At 77.0% G+C, this 24,998-nt stretch carries 24 protein-coding genes; 8 read left to right on the top strand and 16 right to left on the bottom strand.

Annotation, left to right across the window (positions count from 1 at the left end):
- Positions 1-6: 6 nt before the first annotated feature.
- Positions 7-1,263 carry a serine--tRNA ligase gene (gene serS / locus ACUN9U_RS05440; RefSeq protein ID WP_445483905.1) on the bottom strand — a complete coding sequence of 419 codons (1,257 nt, stop codon included), beginning with the start codon at positions 1,261-1,263 and terminating at the stop codon, positions 7-9.
- 67 nt (positions 1,264-1,330) lie between these two features.
- Here serS and ACUN9U_RS05435 point away from each other — a divergent pair, with 67 nt between their 5' ends.
- Positions 1,331-2,479 (top strand): diacylglycerol/lipid kinase family protein, encoded by a 1,149-nt coding sequence (locus tag ACUN9U_RS05435; protein ID WP_445483904.1) that lies wholly within the window; start codon positions 1,331-1,333, stop codon positions 2,477-2,479.
- Positions 2,480-2,504: 25 nt separating this feature from the next.
- Here the strand turns inward: ACUN9U_RS05435 and pheA are convergent, their stop codons facing one another.
- The 3 genes from pheA to ACUN9U_RS05420 form a co-directional block, all read right to left on the bottom strand.
- A complete protein-coding gene (pheA, locus tag ACUN9U_RS05430) occupies positions 2,505-3,491 on the bottom strand; it encodes a prephenate dehydratase (RefSeq protein WP_445483903.1) in 987 nt (328 codons plus the stop codon).
- A gap of 41 nt (positions 3,492-3,532) precedes the next feature.
- On the bottom strand, positions 3,533-3,985 hold the full coding sequence (locus tag ACUN9U_RS05425) for an ATP-binding protein (protein WP_445483902.1): 453 nt from the start codon (positions 3,983-3,985) through the stop codon (positions 3,533-3,535).
- A gap of 130 nt (positions 3,986-4,115) precedes the next feature.
- Complete coding sequence (locus ACUN9U_RS05420; protein ID WP_445483901.1) at positions 4,116-5,126, bottom strand: NADPH:quinone reductase; 1,011 nt, start codon at positions 5,124-5,126, stop codon at positions 4,116-4,118.
- A 92-nt stretch (positions 5,127-5,218) separates the two neighbouring features.
- Here ACUN9U_RS05420 and ACUN9U_RS05415 point away from each other — a divergent pair, with 92 nt between their 5' ends.
- Complete coding sequence (locus tag ACUN9U_RS05415; protein ID WP_445483900.1) at positions 5,219-5,434, top strand: hypothetical protein; 216 nt, start codon at positions 5,219-5,221, stop codon at positions 5,432-5,434.
- Positions 5,435-5,473: 39 nt separating this feature from the next.
- Here ACUN9U_RS05415 and ACUN9U_RS05410 read toward each other — a convergent pair whose 3' ends face one another.
- The 4 genes from ACUN9U_RS05410 to ACUN9U_RS05395 all read right to left on the bottom strand — a co-directional run bounded on the left by ACUN9U_RS05410 (position 5,474) and on the right by ACUN9U_RS05395 (position 9,509).
- The gene (locus tag ACUN9U_RS05410) at positions 5,474-6,688 is read right to left on the bottom strand and encodes an Ig-like domain-containing protein (RefSeq protein WP_445483899.1); all 1,215 of its coding nucleotides are present in this window, start codon (positions 6,686-6,688) and stop codon (positions 5,474-5,476) included.
- A 103-nt stretch (positions 6,689-6,791) separates the two neighbouring features.
- Positions 6,792-7,121, bottom strand: a complete 330-nt coding sequence (locus ACUN9U_RS05405) for a rhodanese-like domain-containing protein (RefSeq protein ID WP_445483898.1) — start codon at positions 7,119-7,121, stop codon at positions 6,792-6,794.
- On the bottom strand, positions 7,118-8,533 hold the full coding sequence (locus ACUN9U_RS05400; protein WP_445483897.1) for a hemolysin family protein: 1,416 nt from the start codon (positions 8,531-8,533) through the stop codon (positions 7,118-7,120). The genes ACUN9U_RS05405 and ACUN9U_RS05400 overlap by 4 nt, the downstream gene beginning before the upstream one ends.
- A gap of 58 nt (positions 8,534-8,591) precedes the next feature.
- Positions 8,592-9,509 (bottom strand): DNA-formamidopyrimidine glycosylase family protein, encoded by a 918-nt coding sequence (locus ACUN9U_RS05395; RefSeq protein WP_445483896.1) that lies wholly within the window; start codon positions 9,507-9,509, stop codon positions 8,592-8,594.
- Between the two features lie 67 nt (positions 9,510-9,576).
- On the opposite strand from ACUN9U_RS05395, the gene ACUN9U_RS05390 reads away from it, so the two are divergent.
- The 4 genes from ACUN9U_RS05390 to ACUN9U_RS05375 are packed head-to-tail and all read left to right on the top strand — an operon-like array spanning position 9,577 to position 14,153.
- A complete protein-coding gene (locus ACUN9U_RS05390) occupies positions 9,577-11,046 on the top strand; it encodes an MFS transporter (protein WP_445483895.1) in 1,470 nt (489 codons plus the stop codon).
- Positions 11,047-11,050: 4 nt separating this feature from the next.
- Entirely contained in the window at positions 11,051-11,242 is a 192-nt protein-coding gene (locus ACUN9U_RS05385) for a PspC domain-containing protein (RefSeq protein WP_445483894.1), read from the top strand.
- 57 nt (positions 11,243-11,299) lie between these two features.
- On the top strand, positions 11,300-12,952 hold the full coding sequence (pgm, locus tag ACUN9U_RS05380) for a phosphoglucomutase (alpha-D-glucose-1,6-bisphosphate-dependent) (protein ID WP_445483893.1): 1,653 nt from the start codon (positions 11,300-11,302) through the stop codon (positions 12,950-12,952).
- A gap of 25 nt (positions 12,953-12,977) precedes the next feature.
- The gene (locus tag ACUN9U_RS05375) at positions 12,978-14,153 is read left to right on the top strand and encodes a PP2C family protein-serine/threonine phosphatase (protein WP_445483892.1); all 1,176 of its coding nucleotides are present in this window, start codon (positions 12,978-12,980) and stop codon (positions 14,151-14,153) included.
- Here the strand turns inward: ACUN9U_RS05375 and ACUN9U_RS05370 are convergent.
- Genes ACUN9U_RS05370 through mbhE form a run of 6 tightly spaced genes read right to left on the bottom strand, consistent with a single transcriptional unit; the run spans position 14,108 to position 19,616 of the window.
- On the bottom strand, positions 14,108-14,455 hold the full coding sequence (locus ACUN9U_RS05370; protein ID WP_445483891.1) for a cation:proton antiporter: 348 nt from the start codon (positions 14,453-14,455) through the stop codon (positions 14,108-14,110). The two genes, ACUN9U_RS05375 and ACUN9U_RS05370, sit on opposite strands and share 46 nt — an antisense overlap.
- Positions 14,452-14,706: a monovalent cation/H+ antiporter complex subunit F gene (locus ACUN9U_RS05365; RefSeq protein WP_445483890.1), complete on the bottom strand. Its 255-nt coding sequence runs from the start codon at positions 14,704-14,706 to the stop codon at positions 14,452-14,454. Before ACUN9U_RS05365 ends, ACUN9U_RS05370 begins: the two co-directional genes overlap by 4 nt.
- Positions 14,703-15,068 (bottom strand): Na+/H+ antiporter subunit E, encoded by a 366-nt coding sequence (locus tag ACUN9U_RS05360; RefSeq protein ID WP_445483889.1) that lies wholly within the window; start codon positions 15,066-15,068, stop codon positions 14,703-14,705. The genes ACUN9U_RS05365 and ACUN9U_RS05360 overlap by 4 nt, the downstream gene beginning before the upstream one ends.
- Complete coding sequence (locus ACUN9U_RS05355; RefSeq protein WP_445483888.1) at positions 15,065-16,510, bottom strand: proton-conducting transporter transmembrane domain-containing protein; 1,446 nt, start codon at positions 16,508-16,510, stop codon at positions 15,065-15,067. Before ACUN9U_RS05355 ends, ACUN9U_RS05360 begins: the two co-directional genes overlap by 4 nt.
- Positions 16,507-16,887 carry a sodium:proton antiporter gene (locus ACUN9U_RS05350; protein WP_445483887.1) on the bottom strand — a complete coding sequence of 127 codons (381 nt, stop codon included), beginning with the start codon at positions 16,885-16,887 and terminating at the stop codon, positions 16,507-16,509. The genes ACUN9U_RS05355 and ACUN9U_RS05350 overlap by 4 nt, the downstream gene beginning before the upstream one ends.
- Entirely contained in the window at positions 16,884-19,616 is a 2,733-nt protein-coding gene (gene mbhE, locus ACUN9U_RS05345) for a hydrogen gas-evolving membrane-bound hydrogenase subunit E (RefSeq protein ID WP_445483886.1), read from the bottom strand. The genes ACUN9U_RS05350 and mbhE overlap by 4 nt, the downstream gene beginning before the upstream one ends.
- Positions 19,617-19,749: 133 nt before the next feature.
- On the opposite strand from mbhE, the gene ACUN9U_RS05340 reads away from it, so the two are divergent.
- Positions 19,750-22,143, top strand: a complete 2,394-nt coding sequence (locus ACUN9U_RS05340; protein ID WP_445483885.1) for a HelD family protein — start codon at positions 19,750-19,752, stop codon at positions 22,141-22,143.
- Here the strand turns inward: ACUN9U_RS05340 and ACUN9U_RS05335 are convergent.
- Together ACUN9U_RS05335 and ACUN9U_RS05330 are read right to left on the bottom strand one after the other, a co-directional pair.
- Complete coding sequence (locus ACUN9U_RS05335) at positions 22,088-23,167, bottom strand: RNA polymerase subunit sigma-70 (protein WP_445483884.1); 1,080 nt, start codon at positions 23,165-23,167, stop codon at positions 22,088-22,090. The genes ACUN9U_RS05340 and ACUN9U_RS05335 overlap by 56 nt on opposite strands.
- A 61-nt stretch (positions 23,168-23,228) precedes the next feature.
- Positions 23,229-23,864 (bottom strand): YitT family protein, encoded by a 636-nt coding sequence (locus ACUN9U_RS05330; protein ID WP_445483883.1) that lies wholly within the window; start codon positions 23,862-23,864, stop codon positions 23,229-23,231.
- A gap of 38 nt (positions 23,865-23,902) precedes the next feature.
- On the opposite strand from ACUN9U_RS05330, the gene ACUN9U_RS05325 reads away from it, so the two are divergent.
- On the top strand, positions 23,903-24,991 hold the full coding sequence (locus ACUN9U_RS05325; RefSeq protein WP_445483882.1) for a calcium/sodium antiporter: 1,089 nt from the start codon (positions 23,903-23,905) through the stop codon (positions 24,989-24,991).
- The last annotated feature ends 7 nt before the right edge of the window (positions 24,992-24,998 follow it).

Genomic DNA, 24,998 nt, shown 5'->3' with positions numbered 1-24,998 from the left:
GACGCCTCAGCGGACCGGCTCGAGGACCTCCAGACCCCCCATGAACGGCCGCAGCGCCGCCGGCACCACGACCGAGCCGTCGGGCTGCTGGTGGTTCTCCAGGATGGCGACCAGCCACCGGGTCGTCGCCAGGGTCCCGTTCAGCGTGGCCACCGGCCGCGTGCCCTCCTCGCTGCGCTCGCGCACCGCCAGGCGCCGCGCCTGGAAGGTGGTGCAGTTCGACGTCGAGGTCAGCTCGCGGTAGCGGCCCTGCGAGGGCACCCACCCCTCGCAGTCGAACTTGCGGGCGGCGCTCGTCCCGAGGTCCCCGGCGGCCACGTCGATGACGCGGTAGGGCACCTCGACGGCCTGCAGGACCTCCTCCTCCCAGCCGAGCAGGCGCTCGTGCTCGGCAGCGGCGTCCTCCAGGCGGCAGAAGCTGAACATCTCCACCTTGTGGAACTGGTGGACGCGGATGATCCCGCGGGTGTCGCGCCCGTGGCTGCCGGCCTCGCGCCGGTAGCAGGCCGACCAGCCGGCGTAGCGGCGCGGCCCGGCTGACAGGTCGAGGATCTCGTCGGCGTGGTAGCCGGCCAGCGCCACCTCGGAGGTGCCCACGAGGTAGAGGTCGTCCGCGGCGAGGCGGTAGACCTCGTCGGCGTGCTCGCCGAGGAAGCCGGTGCCGGCCATGACCTCGGGCTTGACGAGCGTGGGGGTGATCATGGGGCTGAAGCCGTTGGCCACGGCGCGGTCGACGGCGAGGTTGAGCAGCGCCAGCTCCAGGCGGGCGCCCACGCCCGTGAGGAAGTAGAAGCGCGAGCCCGAGACCTTGGCGCCGCGCTCGACGTCGATGGCGCCCAGCAGCTCGCCCAGCTCCAGGTGGTCCCGGGGCGCCTCCAGCGCCGGCGGGGTGCCGACCTCGCGCAGCACCACGTAGTCGTCCTCGCCACCGGCGGGCGCGCCCTGCACGACGTTGGCCAGGGTGCGCAGGAGCCTGTCGAACTCCGCGCCCTGCGCGTCGGCCTCGGCGGCAGCCGCCTTCGCCTGCTCGGCGAGCTGCTTGGCGCGGGCCAGCAGCGCGGCCTTCTCCTCGCCGGCCGCCTGCGCGACCTGCTTGCCGAGGGCCTTCTGCTCGGCGCGCAGCCCCTCGGAGGCCGTCATGGCCGTCCGGCGCGACGCGTCGGCCGCCAGCACGGCGTCGACGACGCCCTCGTCGGCTCCGCGGGCGCGCTGGCTGGCGCGCACCGCCTCGGGGTCATCGCGCAGGAGGCGCACGTCGATCACCCCGTGAAGACTAGTCGCGCGCCGCTCCCGCCTGCCGAGCGCGTCCGGCGCCGATACCGTGCGCCTCGTGACGACGACCGAGCTGATCTCCCTGGTCGTCGCCCTCCTGGCGCTGGTGCTGGCGCTCGTCGCGACGACGGTCGCGGTGCAGCTGCGCCGCAGCATCGCCGAGCGGATCGCCCAGCGCGCCGCGGCGCTGGAGCGCACGGCCCCCGACCGGCGCCCGCTGGCCGCCGTCGTCGTCAACCCCACCAAGGTCGGTGACCCCGGCGCGGTGCGGACCGCCCTCGACCGGGCCTGCCGCGACCTGGAGTGGCGCGAGCCGCTGTGGCTGGAGACCACCGCGGAGGACCCGGGCACCAGCCAGGCCCGGCGGGCGCTGGCCGCCGGGGCCGACGTGGTCGTGGCCTTCGGCGGTGACGGCACCGTGCGCCGGGTGGCCTCGGTGCTCGCGGGAACCGGCACGCCGCTGGGCCTGGTGCCCGCGGGCACGGGCAACCTGCTGGCCCGCAACCTCGACGTGGTGACCTCGCGCGCCGCGGAGATCGCGCCGGACGACGTCGAGGCGGCCATGCGCGTGGTGCTCTCCGGCACCGACCGCCGCATCGACGTCGGGTGGATCTCGCTGGAGCGGCCCGGCGCCGAGCGGGCCGAGGCCGAGGAGTGCTTCCTGGTGATGGCGGGGATGGGCTTCGACGCCGAGATCATGGCGAACGCCCCGGAGGCCCTCAAGGCCAAGGTGGGTCCGGCCGCCTACTTCGTCTCGGGGCTGCAGCGCTTCAACGGCGACAGGGTCCGCATGGACATCACCGTGGACGGCGTGCCCCACCGGCGCCGGGTGCGCACCGCCGTGGTCGGCAACGTCGGCCGGGTCCAGGGCGGGCTGGCGCTCATGCCCGACGCCGAGGTCGACGACGGCTACCTCGACGTCCTGGCCATCGGCCCGCGCGGGGTGGTCGGGTGGCTCGACGTCGCCGGGCGGGTCATCACCCGCCGCACGTGGGGCGACCAGCGCCTCGCGCACTGGCGGGGCCAGCGGATCGACCTGGAGGCCGAGCAGCCCCAGGAGGCACAGATCGACGGCGACCCGATCGGGGAGGTCCAGGCGATGAGGATCCGCGTGGACGAGGAGGCGCTCGTCGTGCGCGTCTCCAGCCGGGCGCCCCGCCGGGCGTCGGCCGCCAGGGCCCGCCTGCGCCGCTCCGCGCGCCGCTGACCGCACCGCCGGGCGCGCCGACGGCCTACTCGGAGGGCTCCCCGTGCTCCAGCAGCTCGGTCAGCCACCGCCGGGCCGCGGTGAAGTCGCGGTCCGCGGTGCCCGCCGGCGGCACCGGCGCCAGCCCGTCGGCGCGCGGGTAGGAGCCGAGGTAGCGCACCCGGGGGCACACCCGGTGCAGGCCCATGAGGGCCTCGGAGACGCGCGGGTCGGCGACGTGGCCCTCGCAGTCGATCGAGAAGGTGTAGCGCCCCAGCTCGGTGCCCTGCGGGCGGGACTCGATCCGGGTGAGGTTGATGCCGCGGGTGGCGAACTGCTCCAGCAGCTCCAGCAGCGCACCCGACCGGTCCTCGGCCAGCGACGCGGCCACCGTGGTCTTGTCCGAGCCGGTGGGCGGCGGGGGGGCGGCCGGACGGCTCACCACCACGAAGCGGGTCACGGCGCCGGCGTTGTCGGCGACGTCGTCGGCGAGCACCTCCAGGCCGGCGGCGGCCGCGGCGGGAGCGGCGCACAGGGCGGCGTCGTAGGGGGCCCCGCCGGCACCGGCGCCGGCGAGGACCTGCGCGGCGGCGGCGGTGGACAGGGCGGGCACCACCACCGCCCGCGGCAGGTGCCGGGCCACCCAGCCGCGGCACTGCGCGAGGGCGTGGGGGTGGCTGCCGACCCGGCGGACGTCGGCCAGCGCGGTGCCGGGTCGCACCGCCAGCACGAACGACACCGGCACGAGCACCTCGGCGCGGATGGACAGGGGCCGCCCGGCCCCCAGGGCGTCCAGGGTGGAGGTGACCCCGCCCTCGACGGAGTTCTCGATGGGGACGACGGCGAGGTCGGCCTCCCCCTCGCGCACGGCCGCCAGCGCGGCGTCGACGCTGGCCACGGGGGTGCGCTCGGCGCCCTCGGCGCCGGGGGCCCGCCCCGCGGCGACCTCGGTGAAGGTGCCGGGGGGACCCAGGTACACCAGGCGCGGTGCGCGCGCGGGTGCGGGCGCCTCGGAGGGGGCGGGGGCGGTCACGCCCGCACGCTACCGACCGGGGCGCTCCGGGCGGCCCGGGATCAGGCGCCGAGCGGGTGGGCCACCGGGGGGCCCACCGGCACCAGGGCCCACACGGTGCGGCGGCCCTCGGCGTCCAGCGACGTCCCCCACCGGCGGGCGATCTCCTCCACGATGCGCAGGCCGCGCCCGCAGGTCGCCAGCGGGTCCGCGTCGCGGGCGGCGAGCTCACGGGGCGGGTCGTCACCGCCGCCGTCGACCACCTCGACCGCCACCTCGTCACCGGTGATGCGCCAGCGGACCAGCAGCCCGCCGTCAAGCGGGGTGCCGTGGCGCACGGCGTTGCCGACCAGCTCGCTGGTGACCACGGCCACGTCGTCGGCGGCCGAGGAGGTGCGCGGGTCGTGCACGAGCTCGTCGTGGAGCACCCGGCGCACGGAGGAGACCTCCTGCGGCTCGTGGCGCACCCGCACGCACCGCACGGTGCTGGCGGGGACTTCGATGCTGACCGGCACGCTGATCCGCTCCTCGTCTCGGCCTCGTCTCGACGTCGACCCTCGGTGGAGTACCCGCTGACCGCGCGGTGAAACCGCGCGGGCCCTCCGACCGGGGGACGGTGACCAGCTCGTGACCATCCGTGCGGCCTCAGGCGGTGGCGTCGAGCAGGACCTTGCCGACCGCGCCGCCCTCCACCGCGGCGTGGGCCCGGGCGGCCTCGGCCAGCGGCAGGACGGTCAGGGGCAGGCCGGCCTCCCGGCCGGCGCGCACCGCGCCGGCCCGGACCGCCTCCGCGACGTCCTCGACGGCGGCCGCCTTGGCCGCCCCCGGGGCGGTGTAGACCAGCACGAAGTGCCACTGGGCGTTCAGCGCCATCTGCTCGCGCAGGGGGACGGTGAGCTGCTCGCCCGGCGACCCGGCGTACAGCGCGACGGTGCCGTGCTCGGCGAGCACGGCGGCGTCGGTGCCCGCGTTGGCCCCGGAGACCTCCACGACGACGTCGACGCCGTGCGGGGCGACCTCGCGCACGCGCGCGACGACGTCCTCGCGGCGGTAGTCGACGACGTCGTGCGCCCCTGCCGCGGCGGCGAGCTGCGCCTTCTGCGGCCCGGAGACCGTGGCCACCACGCGGGCGCCGGCCCACGAGGCGAGCTGCGCGGCGGCGTTGCCGACGGCACCGGCCCCGCCCTGCACGAGCACGGTGCGCCCCTCGAAGGTCCCCGGGGCCACGCGGGAGGGCGCGGACTCCCCCAGGGTCAGGCAGCGGTGCGCGGTGAGGAAGGGGATGCCGAGGGCGGCGCCGAGCTCGAAGGGGGCGTGGTCGGGCAGCGGCACCACGTGGGAGGCGGGGACGAGGACCTGCTCGGCGGCGGTGCCCCAGGGGCGGCGCCACGCGGCCTCCCACACCCACACCCGGCGGCCGACCAGCGCGGCGTCGACGCCGGGGCCGACGGCGTCGACCACGCCCGCTCCGTCCTGGCCCGGGACCTGCCAGCCGGCCGGCGGGGCGGTGGTGGCGCGGCCCTTCCAGTCGGTGGGGTTCACGCCGGAGAACGCGACCCGAACCCTGGCCTCACCGGGTCCGGGCTCGGGCACCTCGCGCTCGACCAGCTGGAGCACCTCGGGGCCACCGGCCCGCTCGTAGACGACGGCACGCACGGGCCCATCCTGCGCACCCGCGGCCGGTGCGCACGGCGGGAGCCGGCCGCGTCGCACCGGGGTGCGCACCGGCGATGGCCGATGATGGGGCGGTGACCGGTGGCATCCACTCGCAGGTGCGCGTCAGCGTGGTGCCGCTGACGTGCGCCCGCTGCAAGCTGCCCGTCCCCGCGGGCCAGCGCCACCTGCGCCACGTCGACACCCGGGCCACCCCCGCGGTGCGGTTCGTGGAGTGCGCCGACTGCGCGCGCCGGGCCGGGCGCGGCGAGGCCCTGGACGCCAGGCCCGGGGCGCGGCCGGCTCCCTGAGGCCGGCGCTCCCGGGGTCCGCGCCGGGCAGGGGCCGGGTCAGGCCTGGGGAGCGGTCCACTCCTCCCAGTCCAGCACCCAGTCCCCCAGCCCGTTGGTCAGCTCCATCGCCCGGTCCGTGCCGGTGACGTCCACCACGTCACCGCGCTGGGCCAGGTCGTAGAACCACTTCGCGTCCGCGTCCGAGACGTTCAGGCACCCGTGGGAGACGTTGCGGACCCCCTGGGAGGCCACCGACCACGGCGCCCCGTGCACGAACTCCCCGGAGTTCGCGATCCGCGTGGCCCACTTGACCTGCGTGGCGTAGTCCTGCCCGACCGTGCGCCCGTCCATGAGGTAGTCCGCGTGCTTCTCCAGCACCAGGTGCACCCCCGAGCGCGTCACGAAGGCCGGGTCGCCGTCCTCCCGGCCCGCCGAGATCGGGATCACCCTGGCCACCTGCCCGTTGACCCGCACCGTCATCTGGTGGGTGTCGGTGTCAGCGGTGGCGATGTGGGAGTCCCCGACGGTGAAGCTGACGTCCCGGTCCGCGGCCCCCCACGCCCCGTCGACCCGCACCCGGGTCATGGGCACCCGCACCTGCACCCGCGTGCCCGCGGGCCAGTACTCCCGGGGGCGCCAGTGCACCCGGTCGGCCCCGATCCAGCGCCACGCACCCTCCACCGCCGAGCCGTCGGGGGCGGAGGTGGTCAGCGTCATCGCCTCCACCAACCCGGCCCGCTCCGCCTCCGGCACCTGCCGGGTGAAGATGACCACCACGGGCATGCCGACGCCGACGACCTCCCCGTCCAGCGGCATCATCTTGGCCCTCACCGCGTCCTCCTCACCGGTCACGGTGAGCGCCAGCGACGCCGAGGCGGGCTGGCCGTCGGCGTTCACCGCGGTCGCGGTGGCGGTGTAGGCCCCGCCCAGCTCCAGCGGCTCCGCGGGGGACCAGGACCCGTCACCGGCGCCCGCGCCGGGCACCGCGGAGCCGTCGGCGGCGGTCAGGACCACGTCCTGCAGCTCCCCGCCGGTCACGGTGGCCCGCAGCACCGGCACCGGGGAGGTCACCCCGTCAGCGCCGACCCCGTCAGCGGCCAGGGACACCTGCGCCTGCGGCGCTGCCGTCGGCGTCGGGGAGGCAGCCGGCCCGGCGGCCCCGTCGGAGGAGGGCCCGCACCCGGCGAGCAGCCCGCCGGCGCCGGCGACCCCCCCGGCGACCGCCAGCAGGAAGGTCCGTCGGCTCGAGCCCGCCACCCCCGTGTGCTCCACGCCCTTAGCGTAGATCCGCCGGCGCGGCCACCCGGGCGCTTCGCGAGGTGCGGCACCGCCGACCTCCGGGACCGCCGGGGTCGAGGCGGGCGCCCGCGGGCGCTCAGAGGACGCGGGGCTCCCCGCCGTCCTCGGCGACGACGGGCCGCCCGGCGTCCTGCCAGGCGCCCATGCCGCCCTCGACGACCACGGCGTCGTAGCCGTTCTCCTGCAGCCACGCCGCCGCGCGCGCCGCGCGCCCACCGGCGCGGCACAGGACCTGCAGCTCGGCGTCCTCGGGCAGCTCGCCCAGGCGGGAGGGCAGCTCGCCCAGGGGCACGTGCAGGGCGCCGGGCGCGTGGCCGGCGTCCCACTCGTCCTGCTCGCGGACGTCCAGCAGCGCGGCGCCGTCGGGCACCTGCGCGGCGCTGACCACGGGGGCGGGCTCACTCATGCGGGGCTCCTCGTCGGCTCGGGCTGCTCGTCCTCGGCGCTGCCGGGGCCGCGTCCGGCGCGGCCGGGCAGGACGCCGCCGGTGGCGTCCGCGGAGCTGCCGGAGGCGTCGTCGTCGCCTCCATCCTGCGCCACCTGCTCGACCCTGATGCGGGAGGGGCGGCGGCCGTCCAGCTCGGCCACCGTGAACCGGTGGCCGAGGTCGCGGACCTCGTCGCCCAAGCCCGGCAGGCGGCCCAGGGACGTCATGACGAAGCCCGCGAGGGTCTCGTAGGGGCCCTCGGGCAGCTCCACGCCGGTGGCCTCCTGCACCTCGTCGCGGTGCAGGAGCCCGTCGAGCTCGACGGGCCCGGCGGCGGCGCTGGACCAGCGGGGCTGGCCGGTGTGGGGGTCGTACTCGTCCTCGATCTCCCCGACGAGCTCCTCGACGAGGTCCTCCAGGGTGACGATGCCGTCGGTGCCGCCGTACTCGTCGACGACCACGGCCAGGTGGCGCCCGCTGCGGCGCATCTCGGTCAGCGAGGGCAGCAGCGTCTTGCTGCCGGGCAGCAGGGCGACGGGGCGCACGAGGTCGCGCACGGTCCCCTCCCGGCCGCGGTGGGCGGCGGTGAGCAGGTCGCGCACGTGCACGAAGCCGAGGACGTCGTCGGAGGACTCCCCGGTCACCGGGTAGCGGGAGTGCGGCTGGTCCTCCACCACGCCGGCGGCCTCCTCCAGGTCCAGCTCGGCGGGCAGGAAGTCGACCTCGGTGCGCGGGACCATCACCTCGGACAGGCGGCGGTCGGCGGCGTCGAAGACGTCGGTGACGATGCGGCGCTCGGCCTCGTCGAGCTGCTCGTGGGTGGAGACCATGTCGCGCAGCTCCTCCTCGGTGACCTCCTCGCGGGAGGCCTTGGGGTCCAGCCCGATGAGGCGGCCGACGAGGTCGGTGGAGCGCCCGAGCAGCCACACCACGGGGGTGGTGACCGCGGCGATCCTGTCGAGGATGGGCGCCACGAACAGCGAGACGCCCTCGGAGCGCTGCAGCGCCAGGCGCTTGGGCACCAGCTCGCCGAGCACGAGCGAGATGTACGTGACCAGCGCGGTGACGACCACCAGCGCCACGACGTCGGCGACCCCCTGCGACAGCCCGAGGTCGACGAGCCAGGGGGAGATGACGACGGCGATCTGGCTGCCGCCGAACGCCGAGGCCAGGAAGCCCGACAGCGTGACGCCGATCTGCACGGCGGACAGGAACCGGTTGGTGTCCCCCGTGAGGCGCTCCACCGCCGCCCCGCGCCCGCCCTTGGCGGCCATGGCGCGCACCTGGCTCTCGCGCAGGGAGACCACCGCCAGCTCCGAGCAGGCGAAGAACCCCCCGACCAGCACCAGGACGACGACGACGGTCACGTTCAGGAGCAAGCCGGGTTCCACGCCCTCAAGTCTGGGGCAAAGAAGTGGTCAAGACCCGCCGGCCGTCATCCTCCCGGCGTCAGCGCAGGAACTTGGAGGTGCGCCGGTCGGCGAGCACCTGGCCGCCGGTCTGGCAGGTGGCGCAGTACTGCAGCGACCTGTCGGCGAAGGAGACCTCGCGCACGACGTCGCCGCAGACGGGGCAGGCCTGCCCGGTGCGGCCGTGCACCCGCATCCCGGCGCGCTTGGCGTCCTTGAGCTGGGAGGCCGGCTTGCCGGCCGCCCCCGCGACCGCGGAGCCGAGCACCTCCTTGAGCGCGGCGAACAGCCGGGAGACCTGGTCCTCGTCGAGCTTGCCGGAGACGGCGAAGGGGGACAGGCGCGCGGCGTGCAGCACCTCGTCGGAGTAGGCGTTCCCCACTCCGGCGAGCACCGACTGCTCGCGCAGGAGCCCCTTGACCTGCTGGCGGGAGCCCGCGAGCAGCGCCTGCAGCGCCGCGAGGTCGAAGGCGTCGTCCAGGGGGTCCGGCCCGAGGGAGGCGATGGCCGCCACCTGGGCGGGGTCGCGCACCACGTGGACGGCCAGCCGCTTCTGGGTGCCCTGCTCGGTGAGGTCGAAGCCCGGGCGCGGCTCCTCACCGCCGTCGGTGCCCTCGGTGTCGACGGCGAAGCGCACGCGCAGCGCCAGCGGGCTCTTGCCCGGCCTCACCGGCGTGGTGGGCAGCTGCTCGGACCACCGCAGCCACCCGGCCCGCGCCAGGTGGACCACGAGGTGCAGGCCGTCGCAGTCGAGGTCGAGCCACTTGCCGTGCCGGGCCACCCCCGTCACCGGCAGCCCCGCCAGCGCGCTGGGCGGCGGGTCGAAGGTCTTCAGGACGTTGATCGCGCCGACGTCGACGGCGGCGACGACGGCCGCGCCGCCCTCGGCGGCGGGGCGCTCCACGAGGCGCTGGCGCAGGAAGCCGGCCAGGGCCTCGACCTCGGGCAGCTCGGGCACCCGGCCAGCGTGGCAGGCGGGGGGCGCTGGCACGCGCCCCGTGGGCCGAGCGGGCAGCATCATCACCGTGCCGGACCAGCCAGACCCCCTGCGCGGCCAGCGCGGGCCCTCCGGGCCGGCGGGCGGTGAGGACGGGGAGGGGGTGGCGCTGTCCTCCCCCACGGGCCGGGCGGTGCTCGTGGCGAGCACGGCGGGCTCGGCGGTGGCCTTCCTGGACGCCCAGGTGGTGTCCGTGGCCCTGCCCAGCATCGGGCGCGACCTCGACGCCGACCTGGGCGTGCTGCAGTGGACCGTCAACGCCTACACCCTCGCGCTGGCGGCGCTGGTGCTCCTGGGCGGCGCGCTCGGGGACCGGTGGGGCCGGCGCCGGGTCTTCGTGGGCGGTGTGGCGTGGTTCGCGGTGACCTCGGCGGCGTGCGCGCTGGCGCCCACCGCGGAGGTGCTGGTCGCGGCCCGCGCCCTGCAGGGGGTGGGCGCGGCGCTGCTGACCCCGATGGCGCTGGCGCTGCTGCAGACCGTGCTGCGCCGCGAGGACCGGGCCCGCGCCATCGGCCTGTGGTCGGGTGCCACGACCCTGGCCACCGTGGCCGCCCCGGTGGTCGGCGGTGCGCTCGTCGCGCTCGACTGGCGCCTGGTGTTCGCCCTCAACCTGCCCGTGGCGGCCCTGGCCGTCGCCCTGGCCCAGCGCCGCGTCCCCGACACCCGCGACGAGGCGGCCCGCGGCCACCGCCTGGACCTGGCCGGCGCCGCGCTGGGCGCCGCAGCGCTCGCAGCGCTGACGTGGGCCCTGACCCGGGCGGGGGAGTCCGGTGCCGACGCGGCGGTGCTCGGCGCCGTCGCGGCGGCGGCGGCGCTCGCGGTGGGCTTCGTGGTCCGCGAGCGGCGCACCGCCTTCCCCGTGGTGCCGCCGTCGCTGTTCGCCGACCGCACCTTCACCGCGGCCAACGGCTTCACCCTGCTGGTGTACGCGGCGCTGTCGGGGATGCAGCTGCTGGTGGTGCTGCAGCTGCAGGTGTCCCTGGGGTGGTCGGCGCTGCAGACGGGCCTGGCCACCCTGCCGTCCTCGCTGCTGCTGGGGTTCCTGTCCGGGCGCGCCGGGGCGCTGGGGCAGCGGCTGGGGGTGCGCACCATGCTCACCGCCGGTGCCGTGACGGCGGCCGCCGGGCTGGTGCTGCTGTCGGGCGCCTCCCCCGGTGACGCCTACGCCACCTCCGTGCTGCCCGGCGTGCTCGTGATGGGGCTGGGCTTCGCGGCGTTCGTGGCCCCCCTGACCGCCGGGGTCCTCGCGGCCGCCCCCGGCGAGCTGGCCGGGGCGGCCTCGGGGGTCAACAACGCCGTCGCCCGCACCGCCGGCCTGCTGGCGGTGGCGGCGCTGCCGGCCGTGGTGGGCCTGTCGGGCAGCGGGTACGCCGACCCCGCGCTGCTCACCCCCGCCTACCGCACCGGGATGCTCGTGTGCGCGGCGCTGGTGGCCGCCGGGGCCCTGCTGGCGGCGCTGGCCCTGCCGCGCGCGCGGGCCGGCGCTGCGCCACAGTGATCGCATGGCAGCTCCCGGAGGTCTGGTCCGCCCCCGTCGCGGGAAGGTCATCGCCGGCGTGTGCGCCGCCCTGGCGCAGCGCTGGGGCATGAGCCCCACCCTCGTGCGCCTGCTCGCGCTGCTCTCCTGCCTGCTGCCGGGCCCGCAGGTCATCGCCTACGTCGTCCTGTGGGTGGTCATCCCCAAGGAGCGCTGAGGCGCGCGGGCGGCCCGCCGTTGCGCCGCCCCCGGTGGCGGGGGTGGGATGGCGGGCATGCACCCCCGCGCCGGCCAGAAGGCCCGCCCCGAGGACCTCGTCGACCTCGACGCCCTGCTCACCGCGTACACGGAGCGCCGGCCCGACCCCTCCGACCCGGGCCAGCGGGTGGTCTTCGGCACCTCCGGCCACCGCGGCTCGAGCCTGGACAGCGCCTTCAACGAGGCGCACATCCTGGCCACCACCCAGGCGATCGTGGAGCACCGCGCCGAGCAGGGCGTGAGCGGGCCGCTGCTGGTCGGCCGCGACACCCACGCGCTGTCCGAGCCGGCGTGGCGCAGCGCCCTGGAGGTGCTCGTGGCCAACGGGGTCGACGTCCTGGTCGACAGCCGCGACGGCTACACCCCCACCCCGGCCGTCTCCCACGCGATCCTGCGGCTCAACGGCCAGGGCGTGGAGGGCGGCGCCGACGGGATCGTCGTCACGCCGTCCCACAACCCGCCGCGCGACGGCGGCTTCAAGTACAACCCGCCCACGGGCGGCCCCGCCGGCTCCGACGCCACGAAGAAGATCGCCGCGCGGGCCAACGAGCTGCTCGAGCGCGACCTCGACGGCGTCCAGCGCGTTCCCTTCGAGGAGGCGCGCGGGCGCGCGGGCTCCTACGACTTCCTGGCGCACTACGTCGACGACCTGCCCTCCGTGCTCGACCTGGAGGCGGTCCGCAGGGCCGGGGTGCGCATCGGCGCGGACCCCCTGGGCGGCGCCTCGGTCGGGTACTGGGGCGAGATCGGCTCCCGGCACGGCCTCGACCTCACCGTGGTCAACCCCGAGGTCGACCCGCGCTGGGCGTTCATGACCCTCGACAGCGACGGCAAGATCCGCATGGACTGCTCCTCGCCGTCGGCCATGGCCTCGCTGCGGGAGGTCATGGCGACCGGCGACGGCGGACGGGCGCCCTACGACGTCGCCACCGGCAACGACGCCGACGCCGACCGGCACGGGATCGTCACGCCCGACGGCGGGCTGATGAACCCCAACCACTACCTCGCGGTGGCCATCTCCTACCTCTTCGCCCACCGCCCGGGCTGGGCCGCCGGGACGGCGGTCGGCAAGACGCTGGTCTCGTCCTCGATGATCGACAGGGTGGTGGCCTCGCTCGGCCGGCGGCTGCTGGAGGTGCCGGTCGGGTTCAAGCACTTCGTGCCGGGCCTGCTCGACGGGTCCGTGGGGTTCGGCGGCGAGGAGTCCGCGGGCGCCTCCTTCCTGCGCCACGACGGGACCACGTGGACCACCGACAAGGACGGCATCCTCCTGGCGCTGCTGGCCAGCGAGGTGCAGGCCGTGACCGGGCGCAGCCCCAGCGAGCTGTACGCCGAGCTGGTCTCCGCCCACGGCGACCCCGCCTACGCCCGCGTCGACGCCCCCGCCTCCCGCGAGGAGAAGGCCCGCCTGGCGGCGCTGTCACCCTCGGACGTCACCGCGGACACCCTCGCCGGGGAGGCGATCACCGGGGTGCTGACGGAGGCGCCGGGCAACGGCGAGGCCGTCGGGGGTCTCAAGGTCGTCACCGAGAACGCGTGGTTCGCCGCGCGCCCGTCGGGCACCGAGGACGTCTACAAGATCTACGCGGAGTCCTTCCTCGGCGCCGACCACCTGGCCCGGGTGCAGGAGGAGGCCAGGGACGTCGTGAGCAGGGCACTGGCCAGCTGAGCCCCCCGCCTGGGAGACTCCTCGGATGGGCTCCCCCGCCGCCAGGGCCTCACGCCCTGTGCGGTGGGCGGCGCCGGTGCTGCTGGGCCTGGTCTTCGTCCTGCTGGACTGGTACCAGGGCGGCCCGGGGGTGCAGTACCCCGGCACGCTCGTCGCGGTGCCGCTGCTCGCCGCAGCCCTCGGGGGGCCCTTCACCACGGCGGGGGCCGGCGTCGTCGCGCTGGTGCTCGCGCACGGGCTGACCGTGCTCGAGGCCGTCCGCACACCGGACTTCGAGCCCCTCGGCAGGGCCGCGGTGACGCGGCTGGCGATCATCGCCGTGGTGACGGTCATCGCCGTCGTCGCGGCCTGGCACCGCTCCAGCCAGGAGCGCAGCGCCAGCCAGGTGGCGGCCGTCGCCGACGCCGCGCAGCTGGCCATCCTCGAGCCGCCCCCGCGCCGGATCGGCGGGCTGCGGTGCGCGAGCACCTACAGGTCCGCGACGCAGCTGGCCCGCATCGGCGGGGACCTCGTGGCCGTCGTGGAGACCCGGCAGGGCGTCAGGGCGCTGGTGGGGGACGTGCAGGGCAAGGGCCTGGACGCCGTCCGCCTGGCCGGCTACGTGCTCGGCAGCTTCCGCGAGCGCGCCCACGACGACCTCTCCCTGGACCAGCTCGCCGCCGCCCTCGACTCCACGGTCCAGCGCGCCTCCCTGGGGCAGGGCGTCTTCGTCACCGCGGCGCTGGTGCAGGTCGACGGCGCCACCGGGGCGTTCGAGGCGGTCTCGTGCGGGCACCCGGCCCCGTACGTGCTCTCCCCCGGCACCGCGCGGGCGGTGCCGCTCGACGTCGAGCCCGGGCCGCCGCTGGGCCTGCTGGAGCTGTCCGGCGCGCCACCGGTGCTGCGGTGCCGGCTCGAGCGCGGCCAGCGGATGGTCCTGGTGACCGACGGGCTCCTGGAGGCCCGGCGCCCCCGCCCGCTGTCCCGCCGGCCGACCGGTCCCTTCCTGGACGCCGAGGCGCTGCTGGCCGCCGAGCTCGCCTCCGGCTCCCTCGCGGACGGGCTGGACGGCGTGGTCAGGGGGGCCGCGCGCTGGTCGCGCGGGCGCCTGCGCGACGACCTCGCCGTGCTCGTCCTGGAGCGGCCGCTCAGCGGGCCCGGCGAGCCCGAGCAGCCTCAGCGCGGTGCGTCGTCGACGTCGAGCGTGCCGGCCTCGCACTGACTGCGGGCGTCGAGCGCGGCGTGCGAGCGCAGCGCCGCCGCCCCCACCGCGTACCCCGCGACCGGGACGGTGAACAGCTGCAGGGCCGCGGCGACGAGGAGGACGACCGTGGCCCGCACCCCGGGCACGAGCACGGCGGCGCCGAGCAGCACCAGCACCAGGCCGAGCGCCGCGGCCTTGGTGACCGCGTTGGCGCGCAGGTAGACGTCCGGCAGGCGGACCATGCCCACGGCGCCCACCGCGATGAGCAGCCCGCCGAGCGCCACGAAGAGCTGGCCCACCACCTCGAGCACCGCGCTCACCGCTGTCCCCTCCCCACGAGCCGGGCCAGCGCCACGGTGGCGAGGAAGCCCACGAGCGTGCCCGCCAGCACGAGGTCGAGCAGGGAGGGCGCGCCCAGGCGCACCGCGAGCAGCGCCAGGGCGGCCAGCGCGACGGCGAAGCCGAAGTCCACGGCGAGGACCCTGTCGGCGTCGGTGGGCCCGCGCACGGCCCGCACGGTGGCCACCACCACGGCGGCCGCGAGCACCACCAGCACGGCGTCGACGATCACCGGACCCCCCTCAGGGCCGCCAGCAGCCGGCGCTCGAGCGCGGCGAGCGCGCGGTGCTGCTCGGCCAGGTCGTGCGCGAACATCACGTGCACGGTCATGCACGGCCGCTCCACCTCGCGCGGGTCGTCGACGTCGACGACCACGGTCCCCGGCGTCAGGCCGACGAGCGCCGCGATGCTCGCGACCTCCAGCGGCGTGCGCCCCGCCAGCTCCTGGCGCAGGAGGGCGGGCTCGACGCCGCTGCCGGGGGTGAGCACCTCGCGCACCACCTGAGCGTTGGCGACGAGGAACTCGGCGGCGTAGGTGACCGCGAAGACGGCTCCCAGGCGCACCCGCGCCCCCAGGCGGCCGACGCGGCTCACGGCGCCCCTCCCTGGACGAGCTGCTCCGCGGCGACCCGGCTGGCCTCCAGCAGCGGGTCGGCCCACACCCCGAGCACCAGCGCCCCCGCGGCCAGCACGAGCACCGGCGCGAGGACCGCGGCGGGCAGGCGGCGCTCGTCGCCCAGGTCGGGGCCCTCACCCACGAAGACCCCGTTCCACAGCTTGAGCATGGACACCAGCGTGACGAGGCTGACGGCCACGACCGCAGCCAGCACCCACCAGCTCCCTCCGGCGGCGGCGGCGGAGGCCAGCTGGAGCTTGGCCACGAAGCCGCTGGTCGGGGGCACGCCGACGAGCCCGAGCGCCGCCACCGCGAAGCCGACGGCGAGCACCGGCTCCCGGCGGGCGAGCCCGCCGAGCCCGGCGAGCTCGTCGGTGCCGGCCCGCACCTCCACCGCGGCGGACACCCCGAGCAGCGCGGCCTTGACCACCGCGTACTGCACGAGGAAGAACAGGGCGGCGGCGTAGCCGGCCGCGCTGGCCAGGCCCACGCCCGCCAGGAGGTACCCGATCTGGCTGACCATGTGGTTGGTGAGCACGGTGCGCACCGTGGTGGACCCCACGGCCGCCAGCACCCCGACCACCATCGTGGCGACGGCCACCGCGAGCAGGACCCAGGCCAGCGCCGGGCGGCCCTCGAAGACCACGGCCCACACCCGCAGCAGCGCCAGGACGCCCACCTTGGTGAGCAGCCCGGAGAACAGGACGGCGACCCCGGGACCCACCGCGCTGTAGGAGCCCGGCAGCCAGGAGTGCAGCGGCACCGCCGCGGACTTCACCAGCAGCGCCACGAGCACGACACCGGCCGCAGCGGCCACCGCGGGGTCGTCCGCCGCCGCGCCGCGCAGCTGCTCCAGCGAGACGGTGCCGGTGGTGCCGTAGACCAGGCCGACGCCGACGAGGAAGACCGTGGAGGCCAGGAGGTTGACCGTGACGTACAGGCGACCACCGCCGGCGCCCCGCCGCCCCAGGGCGACGAGCACGTAGCTGGGGACGAGCATCAGCTCGACGAAGACGAAGAGGTTGAACAGGTCGGTGGTCAGCAGCGCGCCGTAGACCCCCGCCGACAGCAGCAGCACCAGGGGCAGCAGCCGCGGGTCGTGGTCCTCGCGGGTGCCCGCCAGCAGCACCAGGCTGACGAGCACCAGCGCGCTGGTCAGCAGGACGCCCAGGGCTGCCGCCGCGTCGGCGGCCAGCACGATGGAGACCCCGGCGGGCCAGCCGCCGGCAGCCGCCGCGGCCACCCGTCCCTGCAGGGCTCCGGCCAGCAGCGCCGCCGCGGCGAGCACCACGACCGCCGTGGCGGCCAGCGCGGCGGTGCGGTCGGCGGCGCTGGCGCCGGCGGGGCGGCCCCGCAGCAGCAGGACGGCGCCCACGACCACCGGCAGCACCACCGGGACGAGCACGAGCACGCCGCTCACGCCGGCCCCCTGGCGTCGTCCACCGGGTCGGCGTCCACCGGGTCGGCGTCCACCGGGTCGGCAGCACCCTCCGGCGCCGCGTCACCGCGCTCGTCCCTGCCGGCGCGCAGCAGCCCCAGCAGGTGCACCGTCACGGCGAAGGCGATGACGATGGCCGTGAGCACGAAGGCCTGCGGCACGGGGTCCGCCAGCGGGCCCTGGCCCTGCTGGCCCGGCAGCGGGAAGCCGCGGCGGTCGGTGCCGCCGGCGCTGAGCACCACGAGGTTGGCGCCGTGGCCGAGCAGGACGAAGCCGACGACCACCCGCAGCAGCCCGCGGCGCAGCACCAGCCACGTGCCGCCGCCCACGAGGAGCGCCACCACGAGCGCCGTGGTCACCGGGCGCGCACCTCCTCCGGCACGCGGCCGGCGAGCGGCGCGGGGGCGGCCCCGAGGTCGCGCACGCACGCCACCACCAGCGAGATCACCAGGGCGTAGACGCCGAGGTCGAACAGCAGGGCCGACCCGATGCCGAGGGAGTACAGGCCCGGCACGGTGAACGGCTGCAGCAGCGCCCCGCCCCACAGCAGGGGCACCAGCCCGGTGCCCGTGGCCAGCAGCGCCCCCCCGGCGGCCAGCACCCGGGACGAGGTCAGCCGCGTCCACCGGCTCCTCCCCGACGCCGTCGTCCCCAGGTGCACCAGGACCACCGCCGCGCCGGCCACCAGCCCCCCGATGAAGCCGCCGCCGGGCTCGTCGTGCCCGCGCCACAGCAGCACGACCGAGACCACCACCATCACGGGGGCCAGGGCGCGCGCCGCGACGCGCAGCACCACGTCGACCGGCAGGGTCGCCGCCGGGCGCGCCCGCTCGGCCAGCACGCCCAGCCCGACGGCCACCACCCCCACGAGGACGGACTCCAGCAGCGTGTCCAGCCCGCGGAAGTCGACCAGGACGGTGTTGACCACGTTGGTGCCGCCGGTGAGCTCCTCGGAGTTCTCCAGCACGTAGGCCCCGAGGTCCGACAGCTCCCGGCGCCCCGTCAGCGCCCACGTGCCCAGGCCGGCCGCCACGCCGGTGCCCACCGCCAGCACCGCGGCGCCGACCGCTCCCCGTCCGCCCGCAGGGGGCAGGCGCAGGCTCCCCTCGCGCAGCGCGAGCACCACCACGACCGCGGTGAGCGCCTCGACGAGCAGCAGCGTGAGGGAGACGTCGGCCGCGCCGACCAGCACGATCCTCACGGCCACGACCAGCCCGACCAGGCCGACCAGGGCCACCAGGACGATCGCCGAGGACGTCACCAGCGCCCCGGCCAGCACGACCACCAGCACGGCGGCGACCAGCAGCTCCCCGGGCACCGCCGTGGCGGTCCGCTCCGGCAGCGCCCCGCCCAGGGCGACGGCACCGACCACCCCGACCACGGCGACGACCGCCAGCGGCCTGGCCAGGTGGGTGGCCAGCACCGCGGAGCGGGTCTCGGCCCCGACCCGCCCGCCGAGGGAGATGAGCCGCGCGTGGCCGGCGTCGAAGAGGGCGCCCGCGTCGGGCAGCCGCAGCCGCAGCAGCACCGCGTCGACGCGCTCGCGCTGCCAGAACAGCACCGACCCCACGGCGATGGTCACCAGCGAGAGCACCACCTCGGTGCTCAGGCCGTGCCAGAAGTAGATCCGCGGCGGCTCCCCACCGGGCAGGGCGGCGCTGGTGGCGGCGACGACCAGCGGGTCGAACAGCGAGACCGCCGGGCCGAGCAGCAGGCCGGCGCCCGCGGCCACGGCGGCGGGGGCCAGGAAGCTCTTCGCCGGCTCGTACAGGTCCGGGTGGTCGGGGCCGCCGAAGGCGCCCCACACGATGCGCATCGAGTAGGCGAAGGTCAGCGCCGAGGCGGTCACGGCGCACCCGGCCGCCAGCGGCGCCACCCACACCGGCCCGGGAGCGGCCACGAAGCCCTGGTAGAGGTACTCCTTGCTGACGAAGCCCAGCGCCGGCGGGACCCCGGCCATCGACAGCGCCGCCAGCGCCGTGGCCGCCGCCGTCCACGGCATCGCCCGGCGCAGGCCCGACAGGTCGCGGATGTCGCGGCTTCCCGTCTCCTTGTCGATGATCCCGACGAGCATGAACAGGGTCGCCTTGAACAGCGCGTGCGCCATGGTGTGCAGCAGCGCGGCGCCCAGCGCCAGCGGCGTGCCCACGCCGATGGCCGCCACGAGCAGCCCCAGCTGGCTGACGGTGGAGTGCGCCAGGATCGCCTTCAGGTCGTGCTCGCGCAGGGCCATCACCGCGCCCACCAGCGCCGTCGCCATGCCCACGCCCACCAGCGCCACCTGCCAGGGCGTGACCTCGGCGTACAGGGTGGAGGCGCGCACCAGCAGGTAGATGCCGGCCTTCACCATCGTCGCCGCGTGCAGGTAGGCGCTGACCGGCGTCATGGCGACCATCGCCCCGGGCAGCCAGAACTGCACGGGCAGCTGCGCCGACTTGGTCATCGCCGCGAACAGCACGCACAGCGCCACCGGCCAGGCGTAGGGCGAGGACAGCACGACGTCGGGCTCGGCCAGGAGCACCGAGATGCGCGTGGTCCCCCCGGCCAGGGCCAGCAGGACGACGGCGACCAGCAGCGCCAGGCCACCGGCGACGGTGACGACCAGCGCCCGGCGCCCGGGCCCGACGGCCTTCTGCCCGGCCGTGGACAGCAGCGCGAACGAGCACAGCGTGGTGAGCTCCCAGAACAGGTAGAGCAGCACGAGGTCGTCGGCCAGGACCAGCCCCACCATGGCCGCCGCGAAGACCGCGAGCAGCGGGGGCACCGGGCCGCGCGCGCCCCCGTCGTCCAGGTAGCGCGCGCAGTAGGCCATCACCAGGGCGCCGACCACCAGCGCGACGAGCGCGAAGACCAGCGACAGGGCGTCCATCCGCAGCGCCGCGCTGACCCCGAGGCTGGGGATCCACGGCACGGAGGCCTCCAGTGGCCGTCCGCCCAGCACCGCCGGGGCCGCGCTGACCAGCAGCCCCGCGGACAGCAGGAAGCCGGCGGACAGCACGTAGCAGACCTGGCGCCCCAGCGGGCGCGCGAGCAGGGGCGCGCTCGCGGCCAGGAGCGCGAGCAGCGCGAGCGCCACCCCCATGATCATCGCTTGGGACCGTAGCCGCTGGCGCGCCGGACCGCCTGCCGAGCGCGGTGGGTGCTCCTGGCAGGCTGTCAGGCCCCACGGCCGGTCCGGCCGGGCGGGCGGTGGCGGCGGGCGAGCCGGGACGGAGGCGGCGGTGAGCGGCAGCGCGAGCGGTCTGGCGCGCGAGACGGCGGGCGAGCAGGCCCGCGTCGACGAGCGGTACGCCCGCCTGGACCTGCTGCGCTCCTCCACCGAGGGGCGCCTGCGCGACGTCCGCGCGGCAGGCTCCAGCGGCACGCCCGCGGCCCGGATGGAGCGCGACGCGTTCGCCACGCTGTACGAGGACCGCCTGGCCCAGCTGCGCGCCGTGGAGGACCGGCTGGTCTTCGGCCGCCTCGACCTCGAGGGCGGCGACGTGCGCTACGTGGGCCGCATCGGCCTGTCCGACGAGAGCCAGGAGCAGCTGCTCACCGACTGGCGCGCCCCGGCCGCCGAGCCGTTCTACCGCGCCACCGCCGCCGACCCCCTCGGCGTGGTGCGGCGGCGCCACCTCACGCTGACCGGCCGCACGGTCACGGCCCTGGAGGACGACGTGGTGGCCGACGGCGCCGCGCTGCCCGAGGGCATGGTGGTGGCCGGCGGCGGCGCGCTCATGGCCGCGGTCACCGCTGCGCGCACGGGGCGGATGCGCGACGTGGTCGCCACCCTGCAGGCCGAGCAGGACGCCGTCGTCAGGGCCCCGCTGCCCGGGGTGCTGGTCGTGCAGGGCGGACCGGGCACGGGCAAGACGGCCGTGGCGCTGCACCGCGCGGCCTACCTGCTGTACGCCCACCGCGAGCGCATCGCCAGGTCCGGGGTGCTCGTGGTGGGCCCCAACCGCGCCTTCCTGCGCTACATCGACCAGGTGCTGCCCGCCCTGGGCGAGACCGGGGTGGTGATGGCGAGTCTGGGCGAGCTCTTCCCCGGGGTGCGGGCCACCGCCGCCGACGACGACGCGGTGGCCGCGCTCAAGGGCGACCCGCGCATGGTCGAGCTGCTGGCCGCCGCGGTCCGCCAGCGCCAGCGGGTGCCCGAGCGGCCGCTGCGCCTGTCGGTGGGCGCGCACGCGGTGGTGCTCAGGCCCCGGACCGTGCGCGCCGCGCGCGACTCCGCGCGCGACGCGCGGCAGCCGCACAACAGCGCGCGCACCGCCTTCGTGCGCCGCGTCATGAACGACCTCGTGCGCCAGCTGGCCACCGCGCACGGCACCCGCGGGGACGAGCTCGACGCCGACACGCGCCAGTCGCTGGAGGCCGAGCTGCGGGAGTCCCCCGACGTCCGGCGCGAGGTCAACCTGTGCTGGATGCCGCTGACGCCCGCCGGTGTGCTGCGCGCGCTGTGGGCCAAGCCCGACCACCTGGCGGGCGCCGCTGCCGAGGCCGCCAGGAGCGGGGAGCGGTGGCGCCGCGAGGAGCTGGCGCTGCTGGCGCGCCCCCGCGAGGCGCCCCTGACGGTGGCGGACGTGCCGCTGCTGGACGAGCTGGCCGAGCTGCTCGGTGACGACCCCTCCTCCGGGGCGGCGGAGGCGGCGCGCGCCGCCCGCGAGCGCGCCGACCTCGTGGCCCAGGCCCGCGGCGTGCTCGAGTCCGGGATGGTCGACCCCAGCGGCGGCGGGGCGCTGAGCGCGGAGGGGCTGGCCGAGCGCTGGGCCTTCGACGGGCCGCGCGGCAGCGTGGCCGAGCGCGCCGAGGCCGACCGGACCTGGGCGTACGGGCACGTCGTGGTCGACGAGGCGCAGGAGCTGTCGGCGATGGCGTGGCGGGTGCTGGCGCGCCGCTGCCCGTCGCGGTCGATGACCGTGGTGGGCGACCTCGCCCAGACCTCCAGCGCCGCGGGCGCCCGCGACTGGGGCCGGGCCCTGGCCCCCGTGCTGGGCACGGGGACCCGCACCCGCAGCGGGGTGGACCTCTCGCGCACCTTCACGCTCTCGCGCCTGACGGTCAACTACCGCACCCCGCGGCAGGTCATGGACCTGGCCAGCCGCGTGCTGGCGGCGCACGGGTCGCCGGAGGAGGCGCCGAGCTCGATCCGCGACGCCGAGGAGCTGCCGGCGGCGGTGGGCGCGCCCGCCCCGGCCGGGTCGACCGCGTGGACCGGGGCCGTGGTGGCCGCCGTGCGCGGCCAGGTCGACGTGCTCGGCGCCGGGCGCCTGGCCGTGGTGGCGCCCCAGCCGCTGGTGGCCGGGCTGCGGGCGGCCCTGGGCGCCGCGCTGCCCGACGGCGACGTGCGCGGCGTGGACGACCCCTCCGACGCCGCCGTCACCGTCTCCGACGTCACCGGCGTCAAGGGGCTGGAGTTCGACGCGGTGGTGCTCTGCGAGCCGCGGGCCGTGCTGGAGGCCTCCCCGCGGGGCGCCGGCGACCTCTACGTGGCGCTGACCCGGCCCACCCAGCGCCTGCTCGTGGTCTCCAGCGCGCCGTTGCCGGCGGGCATGGAGGAGCTGGCGGGCGGCGTCAGCGGGCCCCCGCCCGCTGCTCCGGCGCCGGCGGGGCCCCGGCGCCGAGGCTGAGCGGCAGCCCGCAGCCCTCGAACAGGCCGCGCTGGGCGTCGAGGAAGAACACCAGGTCGCCGATGCGCGGCTCGCCGCCGTCACCGCTGCGCACCGCGAGGACCACCAGCGCCCACGGGGTCCACCGGGTCGGCTGCCCGTCGGGCCCGGCGGAGGCGTGGTCGGGCCGGTACTGGGCGAGCGCCAGCTGGCCGTTCAGCCGCGTGCGCAGCACCCGCGAGCCGCGGCAGCCGGCGCCCGGTCCCACCAGCCAGGCGGCGACGTCGCGCGGGCCGCGCAGCCACAGCGCGTACGGCGGCATCGACATCGTCGCCTCAGCGTGCAGCAGGGCCACCAGCGCCTCGACGTCGTAGCGCTCGAAGGCGTCGGCGTAGCGCTCCAGCAGCGCGGCGTGCTCGTCGCTGAGCGGCTGGAGCGAGGCGTGCTGGGCGTCGTGCGCGGCGATGGTGGCCCGGGCGCGCTGCAGGAGGCTGTTCACCGACGCCACGGAGGTGTCCAGGAGCCGGGCGACCTCGTCGGCGTGCCAGTGCAGCACCTCCCGCAGCACCAGCACGGCGCGCTGGCGCGGCGGCAGCAGCTGCAGCGCCGCGACCAGGGCCAGGCGCACGGACTCGCGCTCCTCGGCCACCGCGGCGGGGTCGGCGGCCGGCGCGGTGCCCAGCACCCGCGCGTCCGGGGCGGGCTCCACCCACGCTGCGGCCTCCAGCGGCGCGCCGAGGGAGGCCACCACGGGCGCGGACGGGGCCGGTGACATGTCCACCGGCAGCGCGCGGCGCCTGCGGCCCTCGAGGTGGTCGAAGCACACGCGGGTGGCGATCCGGTACAGCCACCCGCGCTGCGCCGAGGGGTCGCGCAGCGAGCCGGCGTGCCGCCAGGCGCGCACCATGGCGTCCTGCACGGCGTCCTCGGCGTCGGCCAGCGACCCCAGCATCCGGTAGCAGTACCCGGTCAGCTCCCCGCGGAAGCCCTCGAGCTGCAGGTCCGCCCCGTCGACGACGTCGAGGCGCCCGTCCACCGCTGTCATGGCCCCACCGTGGCAGACGGCACCGACACCGCGGGATCCCCCGTCCGGCCCAGCCCCCGCCTCAGCGCACGACGTAGCGGCCCGGGCGGTGGTTCATGGCCACGACGAGGTTGAGGACCACCACCCCCAGCAGCGAGGCCAGCACCAGGCGCCAGCCGACCACGAGCAGCGCCGCCAGCATCACCGCCGCGTCGAAGGCCAGCTGCACGTACCCGGCCCGCCAGCCGAAGCGCTCCTGCAGGTGGAAGGCGAGGATCCCGAACCCGCCGGCGCTGGCCCGGTGCCGGAAGAGCACCAGGAAGCCCAGTCCCAGGCTCAGGCCGGCGAAGCCGGTGGCCAGCAGCAGCGGCATGCGCACCTGCACGACCTCGGCGAGCACCTCGGCGAGCACGGACGTCAGCGCCACGCAGACGAGCGTCTTGATCGCGAAGGCCCAGCCGAGCCGCCGCACTGCCAGCCCGTAGAAGGGCAGGTTGATGAGGAAGAAGGCGACGCCGAGCGGCACGGGCGTCAGGCCCGCGACCAGGAAGGCGACCCCCGCCAGCCCGCCGGAGACCGCACCGGCCTCCTGCAGCAGCAGCAGCGCCCACCCCAGCAGGAAGGACCCCACCGCCAGGGCCGCGGCGTCCTCCAGCGGCGTGTGCGGCGGCGGGACCGGCGCGGGTGGTGCGGGTGTCGTCGCGGGCGCGCTGCTCACGGCGCGCACGGTAGGCCAGCCGCGGCCAAGATCGGGTGGTGGTCCTCGACGTCGGCGCGGTGCTGCTCGGACTCGTGCTGCTGGCGGCCGGCGGTGAGGCCCTGGTGCGCGGGGCCTCGCGGCTCGGGCGGGCAGCGGGCCTGTCCTCGGCGGTGGTCGGGCTGACGGTGGTCTCCCTGTGCACGGGGGCACCGGAGGTCGCCGTCTCCCTCGACGCCGTGCTGCGGGGGGTGCCGGACCTCGCGCTCGGCAACGCGGTGGGCAGCAACACCGTCAACGTCCTGCTCGTCCTCGGCCTGGGCGCGCTGCTCGCGCCGATCGCGGTCGGGCGCTCGGTGCTGCGCGCCGACCTGCCGGTGCTCCTCGCGGCCTCGGTGCTGCTCCTGCTGGCCTGCCTGGACGGGGTGGTCAGCCGGCTGGAGGGCAGCGGCCTGCTGGCGGGCCTGGTCGTCTACTTCGCGTGGTGCGTCTGGCGCGAGAAGCGCTCCGGCGGCGAGGGCGGGCACGAGGAGGGCCGCGGGGGGCGCCCCCGCGGGCGGGCGGCTGCCGCGGCCGTGCTGCTCGTGCTCGTCGGGGTGGGCGCCCTCGTGCTGGGGGCGGACCTGCTCGTGGGCGGCGGCACCGGCCTGGCCCGGGCGCTCGGCCTGTCCGACCTGGTCATCGGTCTCACGGTCGTGGCCGTCGGCACGGCCACCCCGGAGATCGTCACGGTGGTGGTCGCCGGCCTGCGCGGGGAGCGCGAGATGGCGCTGGGCGCCGTGGTCGGCAGCTGCACCGTCAACATCGGCGCGGTGGTCGGCTCCGCCGCCGTGGTCGGTGCGCAGGGCCTGCCCGTCGACCCGCAGGCGGTGCGCTTCGACGTCCCGGTGATGCTCGTGGCCACGGCGGTGCTGGTGCCGCTCGCCTGGACGGGGGCGCGCGTCGCCCGCACCGAGGGGGCGCTGCTCGTGGTCGCCTTCGCCGGCTACCTCACCTACCTGCTGCTCTCGGCCGACGACCACGCGGCCGCGGGCACCCTGGGGACCGCGCTGGCCTGGTTCGCGGGACCCCTCGCGGCAGCGGGCCTGGCCGTGGCCGTGGCCCGGGAGGTCAGGCACCGGCGGGCTGGCGCAGCGGTCTCCCCGTAGGCTCGGC

Source organism: Quadrisphaera sp. KR29 (assembly GCF_052644995.1).
Note: the sequence above shows the minus strand (reverse complement) of the source record. Positions and strands in the feature narration are given on the sequence as shown.